At 66.1% G+C, this 15522-nt stretch carries 16 protein-coding genes; 8 read left to right on the top strand and 8 right to left on the bottom strand.

Annotated features, from left to right (window positions below; translation table 11 throughout):
* Positions 1–48: 48 nt before the first annotated feature.
* A complete protein-coding gene (gene carB / locus OE647_RS12260) occupies positions 49–3378 on the top strand; it encodes a carbamoyl-phosphate synthase large subunit (protein WP_263722016.1) in 3330 nt (1109 codons plus the stop codon).
* A gap of 88 nt (positions 3379–3466) precedes the next feature.
* Here the strand turns inward: carB and OE647_RS12265 are convergent, their stop codons facing one another.
* Entirely contained in the window at positions 3467–3928 is a 462-nt protein-coding gene (locus OE647_RS12265; RefSeq protein WP_263722017.1) for a hypothetical protein, read from the bottom strand.
* A 296-nt stretch (positions 3929–4224) separates the two neighbouring features.
* Here OE647_RS12265 and OE647_RS12270 point away from each other — a divergent pair, with 296 nt between their 5' ends.
* Together OE647_RS12270 and OE647_RS12275 are read left to right on the top strand one after the other, a co-directional pair.
* On the top strand, positions 4225–4815 hold the full coding sequence (locus tag OE647_RS12270; protein WP_263722018.1) for a thymidine kinase: 591 nt from the start codon (positions 4225–4227) through the stop codon (positions 4813–4815).
* A 57-nt stretch (positions 4816–4872) separates the two neighbouring features.
* Positions 4873–5712 (top strand): FkbM family methyltransferase, encoded by an 840-nt coding sequence (locus OE647_RS12275; RefSeq protein WP_263722019.1) that lies wholly within the window; start codon positions 4873–4875, stop codon positions 5710–5712.
* A 7-nt stretch (positions 5713–5719) separates the two neighbouring features.
* On the opposite strand, the gene OE647_RS12280 is transcribed toward OE647_RS12275, so the two are convergent.
* From OE647_RS12280 to OE647_RS12300, 5 genes are all read right to left on the bottom strand, one after another.
* Entirely contained in the window at positions 5720–6673 is a 954-nt protein-coding gene (locus OE647_RS12280; protein ID WP_263722020.1) for a 2-hydroxyacid dehydrogenase, read from the bottom strand.
* Complete coding sequence (locus tag OE647_RS12285) at positions 6674–7009, bottom strand: tRNA-binding protein (RefSeq protein ID WP_263722022.1); 336 nt, start codon at positions 7007–7009, stop codon at positions 6674–6676. It lies immediately after the preceding gene.
* A complete protein-coding gene (gene proC / locus OE647_RS12290; protein ID WP_263722023.1) occupies positions 7006–7818 on the bottom strand; it encodes a pyrroline-5-carboxylate reductase in 813 nt (270 codons plus the stop codon). Before proC ends, OE647_RS12285 begins: the two co-directional genes overlap by 4 nt.
* 64 nt (positions 7819–7882) lie before the next feature.
* The gene (locus OE647_RS12295) at positions 7883–8386 is read right to left on the bottom strand and encodes a type III secretion system chaperone family protein (RefSeq protein ID WP_263722024.1); all 504 of its coding nucleotides are present in this window, start codon (positions 8384–8386) and stop codon (positions 7883–7885) included.
* Between the two features lie 255 nt (positions 8387–8641).
* Entirely contained in the window at positions 8642–8926 is a 285-nt protein-coding gene (locus OE647_RS12300; protein ID WP_263722025.1) for an accessory factor UbiK family protein, read from the bottom strand.
* 107 nt (positions 8927–9033) lie between these two features.
* Here OE647_RS12300 and lgt point away from each other — a divergent pair, with 107 nt between their 5' ends.
* The 4 genes from lgt (at position 9034) to OE647_RS12320 (ending at position 12888) form a co-directional block, all read left to right on the top strand.
* Entirely contained in the window at positions 9034–9912 is an 879-nt protein-coding gene (gene lgt, locus OE647_RS12305; RefSeq protein WP_263722026.1) for a prolipoprotein diacylglyceryl transferase, read from the top strand.
* Positions 9909–10982 (top strand): class I SAM-dependent methyltransferase, encoded by a 1074-nt coding sequence (locus OE647_RS12310; protein WP_263722027.1) that lies wholly within the window; start codon positions 9909–9911, stop codon positions 10980–10982. The genes lgt and OE647_RS12310 overlap by 4 nt, the downstream gene beginning before the upstream one ends.
* Before the next feature lie 2 nt (positions 10983–10984).
* Positions 10985–11740 (top strand): peptidoglycan editing factor PgeF, encoded by a 756-nt coding sequence (gene pgeF / locus OE647_RS12315; RefSeq protein ID WP_263722041.1) that lies wholly within the window; start codon positions 10985–10987, stop codon positions 11738–11740.
* Between the two features lie 335 nt (positions 11741–12075).
* Positions 12076–12888, top strand: a complete 813-nt coding sequence (locus OE647_RS12320) for a Hint domain-containing protein (protein ID WP_263722028.1) — start codon at positions 12076–12078, stop codon at positions 12886–12888.
* A gap of 34 nt (positions 12889–12922) precedes the next feature.
* Here OE647_RS12320 and OE647_RS12325 read toward each other — a convergent pair whose 3' ends face one another.
* Entirely contained in the window at positions 12923–13423 is a 501-nt protein-coding gene (locus OE647_RS12325; protein ID WP_263722029.1) for an Lrp/AsnC family transcriptional regulator, read from the bottom strand.
* Between the two features lie 162 nt (positions 13424–13585).
* On the opposite strand from OE647_RS12325, the gene trxB reads away from it, so the two are divergent.
* Complete coding sequence (gene trxB / locus OE647_RS12330) at positions 13586–14530, top strand: thioredoxin-disulfide reductase (RefSeq protein WP_263722030.1); 945 nt, start codon at positions 13586–13588, stop codon at positions 14528–14530.
* Between the two features lie 9 nt (positions 14531–14539).
* On the opposite strand, the gene OE647_RS12335 is transcribed toward trxB, so the two are convergent.
* On the bottom strand, positions 14540–15121 hold the full coding sequence (locus tag OE647_RS12335; protein WP_263722031.1) for a GNAT family N-acetyltransferase: 582 nt from the start codon (positions 15119–15121) through the stop codon (positions 14540–14542).
* Positions 15122–15522: the final 401 nt, after the last annotated feature.

The raw sequence follows: 15522 nt of genomic DNA on the forward strand, positions 1-15522 counted from the left end.
CGTCTTGACTATAACCCCCGACAATTTGCGCATGAGGGGTCCGGGACGATGCCGAAAAGAACCGATATCAAATCAATCATGATCATCGGCGCAGGCCCCATTGTCATCGGACAGGCTTGCGAGTTCGACTACTCTGGCGCCCAGGCCTGCAAGGCGCTGCGCGAAGAGGGGTACCGGGTCGTCCTGGTGAACTCCAACCCCGCGACAATCATGACCGATCCGGGCCTTGCGGACGCGACTTACATCGAGCCGATCACCCCCGAGGTCGTCGCCAAGATCATCGAGAAGGAGCGCCCTGACGCGCTTCTGCCGACGATGGGTGGCCAGACGGGCCTCAACACCTCGCTCGCGCTCGCCGACATGGGCGTGCTTGAGAAATTCAATGTCGAGCTGATCGGCGCGAATCGTGAGGCCATCGAGATGGCCGAAGACCGGAAGCTTTTCCGCGAGGCGATGGACCGGATCGGGCTGGAAAACCCCAAGGCGACAATCGTCGCCGCGCCGAAACTGCCCAATGGCAAGTATGACATCAACGCGGGCGTGGCGCAGGCCATCGGGGACCTGGAGCATATCGGCCTGCCCGCAATCATCCGCCCGGCCTTCACGCTTGGCGGCACCGGCGGTGGCGTCGCCTACAACCGGGACGACTATGAGGCGATCGTGCGCTCGGGCCTCGATGCCTCGCCCGTGGCGCAGGTTCTGATCGACGAAAGCCTGCTCGGCTGGAAGGAATACGAGATGGAGGTGGTTCGCGACCGCGCGGACAACGCCATCATCGTCTGCTCCATCGAGAACGTGGACCCGATGGGCGTGCACACCGGGGATTCGATCACCGTCGCTCCGGCGCTGACGCTGACCGACAAGGAATACCAGATCATGCGCAACGGCTCGATCGCCGTGCTGCGCGAGATCGGGGTGGAAACCGGCGGCTCCAACGTCCAGTGGGCGATCAACCCCAAGGACGGCCGCATGGTCGTGATCGAGATGAACCCGCGGGTGTCGCGCTCTTCGGCGCTGGCGTCAAAGGCCACGGGCTTCCCCATTGCCAAGATCGCGGCGAAGCTGGCCGTGGGCTACACGCTCGACGAACTCGACAACGACATCACCAAGGTCACGCCGGCAAGCTTCGAGCCGACCATCGACTACGTCGTGACCAAGATCCCGCGCTTCGCCTTCGAGAAGTTCCCCGGATCGAAGCCCGAGCTCACCACCGCGATGAAGTCGGTGGGCGAGGCCATGGCCATCGGTCGGACGATCCATGAATCGCTGCAAAAGGCGCTCGCCTCGCTCGAAACCGGGCTGACCGGTTTTGACGAAATCGCGATCCCCGGTGCGCCGGAACGCACCGCCATCGTCAAGGCGATCTCGGGCCAGACCCCGGACCGTCTGCGTCTGATCGCGCAGGCGATGCGTCACGGGCTCACCGACGAGGAGATCCAGGACGTCACCGCCTTCGACCCCTGGTTCCTGGCCCGCATCCGCGAGATCGTGGATACCGAGGCGCAGATCCGTAAGGGCGGCCTTCCGCTGGCCGCCGAAGGGCTGCGCAAGCTGAAGATGATGGGCTTCACCGACGCGCGCCTGGCCAAGCTGACCGGCCGCGACGAGGCGCAGGTTCGGCGCGCGCGGCGCAACCTGGGCGTGGCCGCGGTCTTCAAGCGCATCGACACCTGCGCGGCGGAATTCGAGGCGCAGACGCCCTACATGTACTCGACCTACGAGGTCCCCGCGATGGGCGACGTCGAATGCGAGGCGCGGCCCAGCGAGGCAAAGAAGGTCGTGATCCTGGGCGGCGGCCCGAACCGGATCGGCCAGGGGATCGAGTTCGACTACTGCTGCTGCCACGCCTGTTTCGCGCTGACCGAGGCGGGCTACGAAACCATCATGATCAATTGCAACCCCGAGACCGTGTCGACCGACTATGACACCTCGGACCGGCTCTATTTCGAACCGCTGACGCTCGAACACGTGCTGGAGATCCTGCGGGTGGAACAGGAGGCCGGCGCGCTGCACGGCGTGATCGTCCAGTTCGGTGGCCAGACGCCGCTGAAGCTTGCCAACGCCCTGCACGATGAAGGCATCCCGATCCTCGGCACCACGCCCGACGCCATCGACCTGGCGGAGGATCGCGAGCGGTTCCAGAAGCTGCTGCACGACCTGAGCCTGAAGCAACCCGTCAACGGCATCGCCTCCTCTGACGAGCAGGCCATCGCCATTGCCGAACGCGTCGGCTTCCCGCTGGTGATCCGCCCCTCCTATGTGCTGGGTGGCCGCGCGATGGAAATCGTGCGCGACATGGACCAGCTCAAGCGCTACATCACCACCGCCGTCGATGTCTCGGGCAAGAACCCGGTTCTTCTCGACAGCTACCTGTCGGGCGCGATCGAGGTTGACGTGGACGCGCTGTCGGACGGCACCAATGTCCATGTCGCGGGCATCATGGAGCATATCGAGGAAGCGGGCGTGCATTCGGGCGACTCCGCCTGCTGCCTGCCGCCGCATTCGTTGTCGGATGAAACCGTGGAGGAGTTGAAACGCCAGACCGTCTCGATGGCGCTGGCGCTTGGCGTCGTCGGCCTGATGAACGTCCAGTTCGCGATCAAGAACGGAGAGATCTTCGTGCTGGAGGTGAACCCCCGCGCCTCGCGCACCGTGCCCTTCGTGGCCAAGGCGACCGACAGCGCCATCGCCTCGATCGCTGCGCGGCTTATGGCGGGGGAGTCTTTGTCGAACTTCCCCGAACGCGAACCCTATCCGCAGGGCGTCGGCCCCGACACCCCCCTGCCCTATGCCGACCCGATGACGCTGGCAAACCCCAGGACCCCCTGGTACTCGGTCAAGGAGGCGGTGATGCCCTTTGCACGCTTCCCGGGTGTCGATACGATCCTCGGGCCAGAGATGCGCTCGACCGGCGAGGTCATGGGCTGGGACCGCAGCTTCCCGCTGGCCTTCCTCAAGGCACAGATGGGCGCAGGCACGCATCTGCCCGAAGAGGGCCGGGTGTTCCTGTCGATCAAGGACATGGACAAGACCGCCGAAATGGCCGAGGCCGCGCGCGGGCTGATCTCGCTTGGGTTTGAGATCGTCGCGACCCGCGGCACCGCAGCCTTCCTCGCCGAAAACGGCGTGACGGCGGAAGTCGTGAACAAGGTCTACGAGGGCCGCCCGAATATCGTTGACCGGCTGAAGAACGGTGAGATCACGCTGGTCCTGAACACGACCGAGGGCGCACAGGCCATCGCCGACAGCCGCGCGATCCGCGCGGTCGCGCTTTACGACAAGATCCCGTATTTCACGACCGCCGCAGCCGCGATCTCGGCCGTTCAGGCCATGCAGGCGCGCGGCGAAGGCTACGGCGTCCGGACCCTGCAGGGCTAGGACTTGCCCACTGGCGACAGGCGCACCCCCTTGGGGGCGCCTGCCCCGGCGTGGACCGGAAAGCTTGGTGCCCCTTGCGGAAGTCGCCTCAGGCGACCTCCGCCTCCAGGTGAAGCTTGATGTCCAGCAGCACCCGCTGCATCGCGACGGTTTCAGCCAGTAGCCGCTTCGCCTCGTTCATGGAAATGCGGCCGTCCTCGATCGACTGGTTGTACTCGGCCATCAGCATGGCGAAACGCTGCGACAGGGCCACCACATCGGCGTTGACCCCGCCGGACCGGACGTTCCGGCGATCCGCGTCGTAGCTGAGTGTCACGCCGCGCAGGTCGGCCAGCGCCACCGTCACATGCGGAAAGGAAGACGCGGCCTCGATCGCGGCGACCACGTCGATGGGCATGTAACGATCCGCATGCTCCGTATCGGCCGAATAGTATCGCCCGAGCGTTGCCTTGGACTTGCCCGAGAGCCCCGCGGCGGCCTCGATCCCGACATCCTTGACCAGGGCCTCGGTGTGCTTTTTCAGGTAGTTACCCATCGCCGACGCTTCCATGCGACCTCTTCCTGTCCATCATCCTCCGCCGGAACGGGGAACTGCGATCCTGCTTTCCCCTTAATCAAACCACGCACATTTGTCATTTGGAAAGAGTTCCAATGTAGGAACGGGTACGAGTTACCGGCACCCCGGTGTCGGTTTGGGTGGGGCTCGCCCGCGTCGTCTCACCCGAACGGGCGGGTCTGCGGCTGTAACGAGTGCCCGGCCCCCGGCGCGCGACCCCTCGGCGCCGGGGCCAGTTTTTTCCCACGCACCCGCTTGCGGGCATGGCCGGGCCGCAGCTATCTGGACGCATGGCCAAGCTTTATTTCCACTACTCCACCATGAACGCCGGGAAGTCGACGCTGCTTCTCCAGGCCGCCCACAACTATCGCGAGCGGGGGATGGAGACCTATCTCCTGACCGCGCAGCTCGATGACCGTGCAGGGGCAGGCCGCATCGCCAGCCGCATCGGCATAGGCGAGCCGGCGGACACCTTCGACGCCTCCACCGACCTTTTCGAGCGGGTCCGCGCCCGGATGGACCGGGGGCCTGTCGCCTGCGTCTTCCTCGATGAGGCGCAGTTTCTGTCCCGCGCCCAGGTCTGGCAACTGGCCCGGGCCGTCGATGACCTGGGCGTGCCGGTCATGTGCTACGGGCTGCGCGTCGATTTCCGGGGGGAGCTGTTCCCCGGTTCCGCCGCCCTGCTGGCGCTTGCCGACGAAATGCGGGAGGTCCGCACCATCTGCCATTGCGGCAAGAAGGCGACGATGGTCGTGCGCCGCGGCCCCGACGGACGCGCGATGCGTGATGGCGCGCAGGTGCAGATCGGTGGGAACAAAACCTATGTGTCCCTCTGCCGCCGTCACTGGCGCGAGGAGATCGAAGGTCTCCGGTTGCCTTGACCGCGCGCAGCGTCTACGCCGTCCAACCAACACCCGAGGGAAGTCACGGATCGAAAGATGAACGCCCGGTCAATTCTAAGCTACTTGAAGACAAAAGTTCATCGCAAGGCTTTGAACATCGCGCTGCGCCTGATCGAATCCCATGTCGCGCGGCAAAATGGACTGTTTGTTTACGTCTACAACCGGGACGAGGATAATCTGGTTCCGATAACTTGGAAGGCGCGCGGCATCACGCGCCAGGCCTTTGACGACAAAATGCGCCGCCCCACGAATGACTGGTCCCATCTGGAAAGCCAGGTCGAATATAACGACGGCATCGTCGTCGATGTCGGTGCGAATGTCGGTGCGACAGTCGCGCGCTTCGCGGCCCGCGCGCGGCATGTGTACGCGTTCGAACCGCATCCCGGGAACCACGCTTTCCTTCTGGATCAGATCCGCATTCGCAAGCTCGGCAATGTTTCGCCCTTTCAGATGGCACTTGCGGCGGAGAGCGGCAAGGCGGCCTTCTTCGAGCGTGAATCCCACGGCATCCACAGTCTTGGCCGTCACAACAAGGGCAAGGTGCAATCAACCTTCGATGTCGAGGTCGAAAGGCTCGACGAGATCTGGCGCACCCGGATCAAGGACCCCATCGCCCTGCTCAAGGTCGATGTCGAGGGTTTCGAACCGGAGGTCTTCGAGGGCAGTGCGCACCTTCTTGAACAAAAACTGATCAATGCCGTTGTTTTTGAGTTCAGCCCTAGGATCTACCAGCTTCGCGGGCTGCCGGAGGACGCGCCGCTGCGCATCCTCCGCCGGCACGGCTACGACGTATTCGCGATGGATGGACACCCGGTCAGCGAGGAGGCGGAACTGCCGCGGCTTTGCGACCTGATCGCGCGCCCGAAGACGGGCTGACGCCCCGTCAGACGGCGTTTGGCAGATCGCGCCCCTCGGCAAAGGCGATGGCATTGTCGAGCGCCATCATGCCCATGGCGGTCCGAACCTCCAGCGCCGCGGTGCCGAGGTGAGGGAGTAGCGTGACGTTGTCGAGCCGCACCAGCGCCTCTGGCACAACGGGTTCGCGTTCGTAGACATCAAGGCCCGCGCCGCCGATCTGCCCGCCCTCAAGCGCGGCGATCAGGGCGGCTTCCTCCACCACATCGCCACGGGCGATGTTGACCAGATGCGCATGCGGCCGCATGGCGCCGATGGCGGTCGCGTCGATCAGGTGGCGCGTCTCGGCCCCGCCCGGAACCGCGACGACAACGATGTCCGCAGCAGCCATCGCTGCGTGCAGTGTCGGCACCTGCCGTGCGGGCACACCCGGATCGGCCACGGGGGAGCGGTTGAAGAACACCACCTCCATCCCGAAGCCATGGTGGCAGCGCCGCGCAATCGCCTTGCCGATCCGGCCCATGCCGATGATCGCGACCGTCTTGCCGGTGACGTGAAGGCCAAGCATCTGCGTCGGGTGCCAGCCTGCCCATTGCCCCGCGCGCACCAGGCGCTCCCCCTCCGCAGCGCGGCGCGCGGACATCAGGATCAGCGTGAGCGCGATATCGGCGGTGGCGTCGGTCACGGCGCCGGGCGTATTCGTGACCGCGATGCCGGCCGCGCAAGCGGCCGCCACGTCGATGTGGTTGTAGCCCACGCCGAAATTGGCGAGCATCCGGCAGCGCATGTCCTTCGCGGCGGCGAAGGTTTCGGCCCGGTAAAGGTCGCCGAGGGTGGGCAGGACGATGTCGTAGCCCTCCAGGGCCGCCACGCATTCGGCCTGGCTCATCGGCAGGGTCTCGGTCCGGTGGACCATGTCGAAATGCGCGCGGGCGCGCTCAAGAACCGCGTCGGGCAAGGGGCGCGAGACGAAGAGTTTCATTCAGTAGAGCCTTCCACCAAGGGGCACGTCATGCCCCGGACCTATCAGCACGACCTCGCCCTCGGCGTCCGGGACGCCCAGCACGAGGACCTCGGACATCACCGGGCCGATCTGGCGCGGCGGGAAATTCACGACGGCAAGCACCTGCCGGCCCACCAGTTCCTCGGGCGTGTAATGCCGCGTGATCTGGGCGGAGGAGCGTTTCTCGCCGATCTCCGGCCCGAAATCGACCCAGAGCTTGAACGCGGGCTTGCGTGCCTCAGGGAAGGGTTCGGCACGGGTGATCCGGCCCACGCGGATATCGACCTTGAGGAAATCGTCGAAGCTGATGGTCATTTGCCAAGCTCGCGTCCGCGTTCGGCCGCCGCGTGGACCGCCCTCTTCAACAGCGCGGGGAAACCCTGCGCCTCATCCATCAGCACCGCAAGCGCCGCCGCCGTGGTGCCCCCGGGCGAGGTCACATTGACCCGCAGCTGGCCCGGGTCTTCGTCGGCGGCCTCTGCCAGCGCCCCTGCCCCGGCGACCGTCGCCTTGGCCAGTTGCAGCGCCAGCGCGGGCGGCAGCCCTTCGGCCGTCCCGGCGGCGGCCAGCGTCTCGATCAGGTGAAAGACATAGGCGGGACCCGAGCCCGAGACCGCCGTCACCGCGTCCATCTGGTGTTCGCCCTCCAGCCGCACCACCTGGCCGACTGCCGACAGAAGCGCCTCTGCCAGCGCCAGATGCGCCTCGGTCGCATGGGCGTTTCCGGTGATCGCGGTGATTCCCTGCGCAATCGCCGCCGGGGTGTTGGGCATCGCCCGCACGATCGGCGTGGCGGCGCCCAGGATCGCCTCATAGGACGCGATGGTCGTGCCGGCGGCCACCGACAGGAACAGTGTCTGCCCCCCGCCCAGCGCCGCGATTCCCGGCAGCGCCGCGCCCATCATCTGCGGCTTGACCGCGATCAGCACGATCGCGGGCGCGGCAGGCAGCGACGCGTTCAGATGCACGCCCTGCGCCTTGACCCAGTCCGAGGGATTCGGGTCGATGACCCAGACGCCGTCGGCCGGAAGCCCGCCCTTCAGCCAGCCCGCCAGCATCGCCGACCCCATCTTGCCGCAGCCCAGAAGCACGAGGCCCCTGTCGCGGACCGTCTCCATATCCATGAAACATCTCCCCTCGGTCCGGGCAGAGATTACCCGACCGCGCGGGAAGGAAAACCCGAAAAGCTCAGGCCCGGCCGTAGGCTTCCGTCATGGCCACGTCCATCGCGCGTTCCGGGCTGTCGTCGCCCCAGCAAGTCAGCTGGAAGGCGGGATAAAACCGCTCGCACGCGCCAACGGCCTGACGGATCAGCCGGTCGATCTGTTCGGGCGCGGCGACCTGCCCGCCCGCCAGGCAGAGCCCATAGCGCCAGACCATCAGACGCTGTTCCCGCCAGTAGGTGAAAGCCCCCGACCAGACCAGGTCATTGGCGTGGTTCATCGCCTCGTAAAGGGCGGGCATCCGTTCGGCGGGCGGGTCCATCTCAAAGTTGCAGAGCAGCCGCAGCGTCTCGTCATAGCCTGACCAGGCGAGCGTGATCGAATAGGTGCGCCACTGTCCCTCGACCGCCATGGCGATCTGGTCGTCGGCGACCCGATCGAATTCCCACTCGTGGTACTCCGCCAGCGTCTCGACGATGTCGATGGGGTGCAGGTCGTCCGTAGAAAGAAAGTCTTCCGAAAGCGCCATGCCCGGCCTCGTTGTTGTTAGCTTCTGCCGGTCCACGACCCACAAAAGCTGGGTACCGCCGCAAGGATCGGCGTTTACCTGCCGCCGTCCTTACAAGATATGGTGGTCCCAAAGCCAAATCCTGTAAAGCGCTATTTACAGTTGTCCCCATGAAAGAACGACGCCCGCAGGCGCGCACCAGCGGGCATGGTGTTTTCCACAGGGTTTTCCCCAAGGCTGCGCGCCAGACCAAGCCGGTGCGCGCGAAGGCGCTTCTCAGCCCTTCTTGGACGCGGCCTTGGCCGCCTTCGGCGCGGGCGCTGCGGCAGATTCCAGCGCCTCGATCCGGGTCTTAAGCGCCTCGTTTTCCTCGCGCGCCTTCTGCGCCATGGCGCGCACGGCGTCGAATTCCTCGCGCGTGACGAAGTCGCGATCGGCAAGCCAGCGGTCCATCCAGCCCTTCATCGCCGTTTCGGCCTCCGTCCGCGCGCCCTGGGCCACGCCCATCGCGTTCGTCATCAGCTTCGACAGATCGTCGAGGAACTTGTTCGAGCCCTGCATGTCGGCAACCTTCCCTTCCGGCGCGGATGCAGCCTATATGGCCATGGGCGACGGAAAGCTCAAGCGCATCGTCGCCGCAGCCCGACCGGGGCCGCGAAGGAGCAAGGATGCAGGCCGCAATCGCATTTCCCAATATCTCGAACGAGATCTTTTCGATCACCGTCTTCGGCCTGACGCTGGCGCTCAGATGGTATGCGCTGGCGTATATCGCGGGCATCCTGGCGGGCTGGCGAATCCTTCTGGCACTGATGCGCCGCCCGCGGCTTTGGCCGCAGGACCGCCTGCCGGTCGAGGTCGCCCGGGTCGAGGACCTGCTGACGGCCGTGATTCTGGGCATCATCCTGGGCGGACGGCTGGGATATGTCCTGTTCTACCAGCCGGGCCACTTCCTGGACCATCCGCTGGACATCGTGAAAGTCTGGGAAGGTGGCATGTCCTTTCACGGCGGCTTTCTGGGCGTCGTCGCGGCGGGTCTGTGGTTCTGCCGTCGCCACAGCGTTCCCGTCCTGCAATTGTCCGACGCGATCGCCCTGGTCGCGCCGATCGGCCTCTTCCTTGGCCGAGTGGCCAACTTCATCAACGCGGAGCTTTGGGGTCGCCCGACCACGCTGCCCTGGGGTGTGATCTTCCCCGGCGAGGCGGCGCAGGACTGTCCCGGCATCGCGCCGGGCCTATGCGCGCGCCACCCCAGCCAGCTTTACGAGGCGGGGATGGAGGGGCTGATCCTTGGCCTCGTCCTGTTCGCACTTTTCAGGGCCGGCGCGCTGAAGCACCCCGGCCGGATCACCGGCGCTTTCCTGATTGGGTACGGTGCCGCACGCTTTGCGGTCGAGTTCGTGCGCCAGGCGGATGCGCAATTCATCACGGCCGACAATCCCTGGGGCTACATCCTGCACTGGGGCGGGGCTGGCGTCTCCATGGGGCAGTTGCTGTCGCTGCCGATGATCGCGTTCGGCCTGGTCCTGCTGGCGCGGGCGCGCCGGTGACGCCCCTGGCCGAGATCCTGGCCGCGCGCATCCAGACCGACGGGCCGATGAGCCTGTCGGACTACATGGCGGCCTGTCTGCTGCATCCGCAGCACGGCTATTACGCGACCCGCGACCCGCTGGGACGGGCGGGCGATTTCACCACGGCACCCGAGATCAGCCAGATGTTCGGCGAAATGCTGGGCCTTTGCCTCGCGCAGACCTGGATGGACCAGGGCCGGCCCGATCCGTTCCTCCTGGCCGAGGTCGGCCCGGGGCGCGGCACGCTGATGGCCGATATCCTCCGCGCGACCCGCGCCGTGCCGGAGATGGCACAAGCCGCGCGCGTGCATCTGGTCGAGGCCTCCCCCGTCCTGCGCGCCCGTCAGCGCGAGCGGCTGGGCGCGGGCGTCACCTGGCACGACACCACCGAAACGCTGCCCGACGGTTCGCTTTTCCTGGTCGCGAACGAGTTCTTCGACGCGCTTCCGATCCGCCAATTCGTCCGCGCGGGTGCAGGCTGGCGTGAACGCCAGGTCGGGCTGTCGGGTGATGCGCTGACGTTCGGCCTTGGCCCCGAAAGCCGGTTTCCGATGCTGGCCGATCGGCTGGACGATACGGCCGAAGGCGAGGTCGTGGAACTCTGCCCGGCTGCCGCCCCGATCGCCGCCGATATCGCGGGCCGAATCGCGCGCTTTGGCGGCGCGGCCTTGGTCATCGATTACGGCGGCTGGCATTCGCTGGGCGACACCTTCCAGGCCGTGAAGGGCCACCGTCCCGTGGATCCCCTTGACGCGCCGGGCGAAGCCGACCTGACCGCGCATGTCGATTTCGAGGCGCTCGCCCAAGCGATGCGCGGCGCGGGGGCCGCCGTCAGTGGGATGACGACGCAAGGGGTGTTTCTTGAGCGGCTCGGGATCACCGCACGCGCGCAGGCCCTGGCGCGCGCGATGCAGGAGCCCGCGCTTGGCCTGCACATCGCCGCCCATCGGCGCTTGACCCACCCCAAGGAAATGGGTGAGGTTTTCAAGGTGATCGCCTGCCACCCGCCCGGAACGCCGGCCCTTGCCGGACTGGATCCCGCATCGTGAACCTGACGCTTGATATCCTCACCCATGACGCGCTTGCGCCCCTGCGGCACGGGTTTTTCACCCGCAAGGGCGGTGCGTCCTCCGGCATCTTCTCCGGACTGAACTGCGGCTTTGGGTCCTCCGATCAGAGCGAGGCCGTGGCGATGAACCGCGCGCGAGCCGCCGCGGCGCTGGATCTGCCCCCGCAGATGCTGGTCGGGGCACATCAGATCCATTCGGCCGATGTCGTGACGGTTTCCGCGCCGCTGGAGAGCATGCCGCGAGCCGATGCGCTTGTGACGCGCACGCCGGGGCTGGCGCTGACCGTTCTCACCGCAGACTGCCAGTCCGTCCTTTTCGCGGACGCCGAGGCCGGCGTGATCGGCGCCGCCCATGCCGGCTGGCGCGGCGCGCTGCAAGGTGTGCTGGAGGCCACCTTGGAGGCCATGGAGCGTCTGGGCGCCCGGCGCGGCCAGATCGCCGCCGTCATCGGCCCCTGCATCAGCCAGCGCGCCTATGAGGTCGGGCCGGAGTTCCTGGACGCCTTCCTGGCCGAGGACGACCGCTACGGCCGATTCTTCGCCAATGGCGAGGGAGACCGCTACCTCTTCGACCTGCCGGGTTTCGGCCTCTTCCGCCTGCGCGAGGCCGGGGTGGGATGTGCCGAATGGACCCGGCATTGCACCTACGGCGATCCGGGCCGGTTCTATTCCTACCGTCGCTCGGTCCACCAGCAGGAGGCCGACTACGGCCGGCTGATCTCCGCGATCCGTCTTTAGTCAATCCGGCGAAAAGGTGGCATGCGCCCATTTCGCGCCTGATCCGTTGCGCGCTGCCGACTCACCCTGGGCAAATCCCCTCTCCTTGGGAGCGCCCGACCGATTCTTTCGTATACAAATTGTGGCAAAAAAAAGGCACAATGAGTCAGAGAAATGGCACTGTCTGCGGCACTGAACAAACAAAGCGAGACTCCCCGGATTAGCCGCGCGGCGCCTCGTGATTCGACCCCAACTTTTGACTCCTGCGGCAAAGAAGGCGCAATTTGATCTTGTAGTCAGTCTGCTGTTTCCGGGTGTGGGTGTGTGCAGATGTGACAGACCGAAAGGCTGTTCGCATGTCGTATTCGTATCGTTCCGCGGCGGTATCCGCGGGTTCAACCGGCCATTTGCCGGTTCCTTCCAAGTCTTCTCCGGCTGCTGCTTATCAGCGTCCCGGGCTACGCCCCCAGCGTGCCCCGGTCAGAACCCGGAGGTATGAAATCGCCTGGCTTTCCGCCACGGGCGACATCGAAACCGCAACCAGGGTCGCGCCGGCCATAGGCCAGTTCGAGGAGGCATTTTCCGCCTTCGCGCGCGGCACGGTGCTTCTGACCGAGGACGGCCCCGTCGCGGTCGAGGACCTGGCGCCGGGCACGCGCGTCCAAACGGCCGAGGGCCGGATGGAGCGGGTGATGTGGGTCGGATCCATGACGATCTTCCCCCCCCACGCCGTCAGCGGGATCGAACCGGCGCTGATGACGCGGGTCACGGCGGACGCCTTTGGGCTCGGCCGCCCGAACCCCGACCTGGTTCTGGGCCCGCGCGCCCGCATCCTTCTGCGGGATGAGCGTTTCCAGTCCGCGACCGGCATGAACTCCGCCTATGCGCCGGCTGCGGCCTTCATCGACGGCGTTTCCATCGTCGAGGTCACGCCGATCGCGCCGATCCCGGTCTATCACCTTGTGCTGGAGCGCCACGGGTCGGTCCGCGCCGCCGGGCTTGAGGTCGAAAGCTATCATCCCGGCAACGCAGCGGGGGAGGCGATGGACTCCCAACTCGCGTCGCTGTTCCTGGCGCTGTTCCCGCATGTGAAGGGCTTCGCCGATTTCGGGCCGGTCGCCCATCGCCACCTTTCCACCTCGGAAATGGAGCGCGTCCTTTACGGCTGAACGAGACGTCGCCGGGTGGGGGCGCGGGGGACCGTCAGGCCAGTTTGGCCAGGCGGTCCTCAAGCACGTCAAAGGGAACACCCGGTTCGTCCTTGGCGCAGCGGATGACCAGCGAGGTCTTGACGCTGGCGACATTGGGGGCCGAGGTCAGCTGTTCGGTCAGGAAGGACTGGAAGGTCGACAGGTCCGGCGCCACACATTTCAGGATGAAGTCGATCTCGCCGTTCAGCATGTGGCATTCCCGGACCAGCGGCCATGTCCGGCAGCGTTGCTCGAAAGCCGAAAGATCGACCTCGGCCTGGCTATGCAGGCCGACCATGGCGAAGACCTGCACCTCGAAACCAAGCTCGCGCGGGTTCACATCGGCGTGGTAGCCCCGGATATAGCCCGAGTCTTCCAGCGTGCGGACACGGCGCAGACACGGCGGCGCGGAGATCCCAACCCGCCGCGCAAGCTCGACGTTGGTCATGCGGCCGTCCGCCTGCAACTCCGACAGGATCTTGCGGTCGATCTCGTCGAGCTTGTGTCCGGCCATGGGTCTCTCCTGAAATTTTGCGGAACTTATCCCTAGGGCGTGACTTGCGCAATATTATTTCTCAGATGCGCAATTTCCTGCACCGGATTAGAGACCCGCGGGGCTTTCCCCGGAACGCGGCGCCGATTATATGGCCGGGAAGCGATTGTGAAGAGGGTCCAGATGAGCGAGACGCGGCATACCAAGGTACTGATCATCGGCTCCGGCCCGGCCGGATATACGGCGGCCGTCTACGCCTCCCGCGCGATGCTGGACCCGATCCTTGTGCAGGGCATCCAGCCCGGTGGCCAGCTGACCATCACGACCGAGGTCGAGAACTGGCCCGGCGACAAGGAGGTTCAGGGCCCCGACCTGATGGTGCGCATGGAAGAGCACGCCCGCGCCATGGGGGCGGAGGTCATCTCGGACCACATCCAGTCGCTCGACCTGTCGAGCCGCCCGTTCACGGCGCAGGGTGACAGCGGCACGGCCTATACCGCCGACGCGGTGATCCTTGCGACCGGCGCCCAGGCCAAGTGGATGGGCCTGCCGAGCGAGGAGAAGTTCAAGGGTTTCGGCGTTTCGGCCTGCGCGACCTGCGACGGTTTCTTCTACCGCGGCCGCGAGGTCGTCGTGATCGGCGGCGGCAATACGGCCGTCGAAGAGGCGCTTTTCCTCACCAATTTCGCGACCAAGGTCACTCTGATCCACCGCCGCGACAGCCTGCGTGCCGAAAAGATCCTGCAAGAGCGGCTTTTCAAGCACCCCAAGGTCGAGATCCTGTGGAACCACACGGTCGAGGAGGTGCTGGGCACCGAGCAGCCGCTGGGCGTCACGGGCGTTCGTGCGCGCCACGTCGAGACCGGGGCGGAAACCGTCGTGAACTGCGACGGCTTCTTCGTGGCGATCGGCCATGCGCCGGCCTCCGAACTGGTCAAGGATCAGTTGGAATTGCACAGCGGCGGCTACGTCAAGGTGAAGCCCGGCACGACCGAAACCTCAATCCCCGGCGTCTTCGCCGCGGGCGACCTTACGGACCATGTCTACCGCCAGGCCGTGACCTCTGCCGGGATGGGCTGCATGGCGGCGCTTGACGCCGAACGCTGGCTGGCCGGGCAGGAGGGTTAGGCCCGCCGGCTAGACCGGTTTAAGCATCAGGATCGCCTCGGCCCCGTCATGCGACCAGCCGGGAACGCGCATGCGCCGACGCGCGCGCTCCTGGAAGCCCGTGCGCCGATAGAGCCGTTCCGCGCCCGGATTGCTGGACAGGACGATAAGCGACACGGCGGACAACCCGCGCCGGCGCGCGACCCCTTCGGCATGCGCCAGGAGGGCCGAGCCGATGCCCTGGCCCCGCGCCGTGTCATAGACGCCGACGATATTCAGGTACCAGGTTCCCGGCGCGAGGTTTTCAAGCTCCTGCAGGGCGACGAACTCGCGCGGGAAGTCGGGGCCGATGGGGACCGGCTCATCGGGAAGCGGATAGCCGATCACGCCGCCGACCACGGCGCCCTCCCTCAGGGCAAGCCGGGCGTTGCGGAAGCTGAAGGCGCCCGCCTCGCGCGAAGCACGGCGCAGACCCACCTCGCGCGGGGATTCGCCGGGTTCCGCCATCCCGGCCCAGGCACGCTCCGGCAGTCCCTCGCCCGCCATCAGGACGATGTCGACAAGCGCGGGCGCGTCGGCGGGCACCGCTTCACGAACCGAGATTCCGGACATCTGCCGCCCCCTTTCTCATCGCGACGGAGCCGCGCCTTTTGTGGCGGGCCGAAAGACGTTCCCCCCTTGTCCCGCAAAGGCCCCGCCGGGTTCCTGCATTCGGCGGCTTTCGGCAACAGTTTCCGCGACCGGGGAACATATCGATATCTTTGTCCCGAATATGCACCAAAATCACCCGGTATGCTTGAATTTCTTCCCGTTTCGAGGCAAGTCGCGGCCAAGGCGGCACCCCGCCGCGTTTACGCCAGAGGCCCTGATCCCGATGCAGCTCGCCAACCTTGCTCCGATTCCGGAGCTTTATGTTTCCTACGATTCCGCCCAGAAGCTGAAGCACGAGGCGGCGGCGTTGCCGTCTTGGGACCTGTCGCAGCGGCAGGTTTGCGACCTGGAGCTTCTGATGA

It is taken from the genome of Albidovulum sediminicola, assembly GCF_025751575.1.
GTDB lineage: Bacteria > Pseudomonadota > Alphaproteobacteria > Rhodobacterales > Rhodobacteraceae > Albidovulum > Albidovulum sediminicola.

Bases quoted from the DNA above. Each gene is read 5' to 3' on its own strand.
- OE647_RS12270 (WP_263722018.1), top strand. From the start codon at position 4,225: ATGGCCAAGCTTTATTTCCACTACTCCACCATGAACGCCGGGAAGTCG.
- carB (WP_263722016.1), top strand. From the start codon at position 49: ATGCCGAAAAGAACCGATATCAAATCAATCATGATCATCGGCGCAGGC.
- OE647_RS12295 (WP_263722024.1), bottom strand. From the start codon at position 8,386: ATGGCGCTTTCGGAAGACTTTCTTTCTACGGACGACCTGCACCCCATC.
- OE647_RS12275 (WP_263722019.1), top strand. From the start codon at position 4,873: ATGAACGCCCGGTCAATTCTAAGCTACTTGAAGACAAAAGTTCATCGC.
- trxB (WP_263722030.1), top strand. From the start codon at position 13,586: ATGAGCGAGACGCGGCATACCAAGGTACTGATCATCGGCTCCGGCCCG.
- OE647_RS12300 (WP_263722025.1), bottom strand. From the start codon at position 8,926: ATGCAGGGCTCGAACAAGTTCCTCGACGATCTGTCGAAGCTGATGACG.
- OE647_RS12285 (WP_263722022.1), bottom strand. From the start codon at position 7,009: ATGACCATCAGCTTCGACGATTTCCTCAAGGTCGATATCCGCGTGGGC.
- OE647_RS12325 (WP_263722029.1), bottom strand. From the start codon at position 13,423: ATGGCCGGACACAAGCTCGACGAGATCGACCGCAAGATCCTGTCGGAG.
- lgt (WP_263722026.1), top strand. From the start codon at position 9,034: ATGCAGGCCGCAATCGCATTTCCCAATATCTCGAACGAGATCTTTTCG.
- OE647_RS12280 (WP_263722020.1), bottom strand. From the start codon at position 6,673: ATGAAACTCTTCGTCTCGCGCCCCTTGCCCGACGCGGTTCTTGAGCGC.
- OE647_RS12320 (WP_263722028.1), top strand. From the start codon at position 12,076: ATGTCGTATTCGTATCGTTCCGCGGCGGTATCCGCGGGTTCAACCGGC.
- proC (WP_263722023.1), bottom strand. From the start codon at position 7,818: ATGGATATGGAGACGGTCCGCGACAGGGGCCTCGTGCTTCTGGGCTGC.
- OE647_RS12335 (WP_263722031.1), bottom strand. From the start codon at position 15,121: ATGTCCGGAATCTCGGTTCGTGAAGCGGTGCCCGCCGACGCGCCCGCG.
- OE647_RS12265 (WP_263722017.1), bottom strand. From the start codon at position 3,928: ATGGAAGCGTCGGCGATGGGTAACTACCTGAAAAAGCACACCGAGGCC.